Annotated in this window: 1 protein-coding gene and 1 pseudogene; both read right to left on the bottom strand. The window is 68.4% G+C overall.

The features are described from left to right. Positions 1–337, bottom strand: a pseudogene (locus UK12_RS32365) (M4 family metallopeptidase); the annotation flags it as partial. A gap of 592 nt (positions 338–929) precedes the next feature. Beyond that, positions 930–2,031: M4 family metallopeptidase (locus UK12_RS32360; protein ID WP_045306781.1), on the bottom strand; the 1,102-nt coding region annotated here is incomplete at its 5' end.

Genomic DNA, 2,031 nt, shown 5'->3' with positions numbered 1-2,031 from the left:
ACTGGATCCTGCCCTTGGCGTCCTGGTGCACGACCAGGTCGCCGCCGAGCACCGGCAGGCCGCCGAGGGTGCGCTCGTAGCGCAGGTGGCGGGTGCCGTTCGCGTCGACGACGGCGTCCTTGGCGACCAGCTTCTCCTGGCTGCCCAGGCCCAGGGCCTGGGCGGTGGCCGAGGACTGGGAGTCGGCGAGGGCGATCAGCTCGGTGTGCTGCTGACCGGCAAAGGTCCCGGCGGCCGGAGAGGGGCTGGCCTGCGCGCTCCCGGCGCTGACCTGGATCGCTCCGGCGAGGATCACCGAGGCGGAGAGAACGGCTCCGACTGTCAGCTTTCGCTTCACGTACGGTTCCTTCCGGTTCAACCGCTGCTTCGCGGTCGCGCCTCGCTCCGGGGCACCGGGTTAGTGCCTGCTGGGGCGGAGACGGGCGCTGACGTGCTGCTCCGTGCGGTCTGACGGCAGCGGCCGGAGTGGTGGGGCGGCCGGTGCCGGTACGGGGCTGGCCAGAAGCATGACAATCAAACTGATGAAATGACAGGTCTGGGGCAATGATTGGCAAACTCCCGCCAACGCGCGCCCATACATCTGTGTTGATGATGTGTCAGATGGATGACGCGACCGGGTCGGGCGGCGGGCCGACGGGTGGGTTCCGGTCCGAACGGAGCCCCTGGGGAGCCGGAACCGAGTCGGAGTGGTGGCCGAATTCGCCTAACACCGTTCGCTGGATGGCATATTGCTGCAATATTGTGAACGTTTGATGTCTTGGTATGTCCATATGCCGAGATGGCGGGGTTTCGCCAGCGCACCCTCTTGTCCGCTGCCCGGACCGGCTGCTAGCCGCAGCTCACGCCCCTCGGAGTGCCACAACGCACAGCAGCCGGGCCCCCGTTGGACGGGGAACCCGGCTGCCGGTTCGGCTGCCCGAGGCGGAGCGTCAGTTGACGTTCACGGCCTTCCAGGCGGCGGCGACGCGCTTGTACTCGGTGGAGTTGGTGCCGCCGTACAGGTCGGCCGTAGCCTTCAGGGTCGCGGTGCGCGCACCCTGGTAGTTGGTGGTCGACGTCATGTAGACGGTCAGCGCCCGGTACCAGACCTGGAGGGCCTTGTTGCGGCCGATGCCGGCCACCGGCACGCCGTCGTAGGTCGGGGAGTTGTAGCTGACGCCGTTGACGCTCTTCGCGCCGCTGCCCATGGACAGCAGGAAGAAGAAGTGGTTGGCGACACCGGACGAGTAGTGGACGTCCAGGCTGCCGACCGAGGGCGACCAGTAGTCGGCGGAGCCGCCGTCCTTGGACGGCTTGTCCATGTAGCGGAGCGGCGTGCCGTCCCCGTTGATGTCGATCTTCTCGCCGATCAGGTAGTCGGGCTTGTCGGCGGCCAGGTTGGCGTACCACTCGACGCCGGTGCCCATGATGTCCGAGGTGGCCTCGTTCAGACCGCCGGACTCGCCCCAGTAGTTGAGGCCCGCGGTGTGCGAGGTCACGCCGTGGCTCATCTCGTGGCCCGCGACGTCCAGGGCGGTCAGCGGGTGGGTGTTGCCCGCGCCGTCGCCGTACGTCATGCAGAAGCAGCTGTCGTCCCAGAACGCGTTGACGTAGTTCTGCCCGTAGTGCACGCGGCTGTAGGCGCCGACCCCGTCGTTGCGGATGCCGTTGCGGCCGAAGGTGCTCTTGTAGAAGTCCCAGGTCGCCGCGGCGCCGAACTGGGCGTCCACGGCGGCGGACTGGCCGTTGGCGACCTGCCCGCTGCCCCAGCGGTTGTCGAGGTCGATGTACTGCGTGCCCGCGCCGGAGGTGCCGTTCTTCAGCGTGGTGGTGTACTGGTTGCCGCGCATGGGGTCCTTCAGCTGGAACCACGTCTTGTACGGCGTGGTGGTCAGCTTCACCGAGCCGTCGAACACACCCCGGCCGGTGCCGGCCGCACCGGCGGTCTGGATGTCCTCGTGGGTGGAGAGCACCTCGCCGCTGGCGGCGTCGGTGACCAGCTGCTGGCGGCTCGGGGTGCCGTCGGCGCGCATGCCCTCGACGGTCGTCCGG

This window comes from Saccharothrix sp. ST-888, assembly GCF_000955975.1.
Lineage (GTDB): Bacteria > Actinomycetota > Actinomycetes > Streptomycetales > Streptomycetaceae > Kitasatospora.
This window is presented reverse-complemented; position numbering and strand designations above follow the sequence as displayed.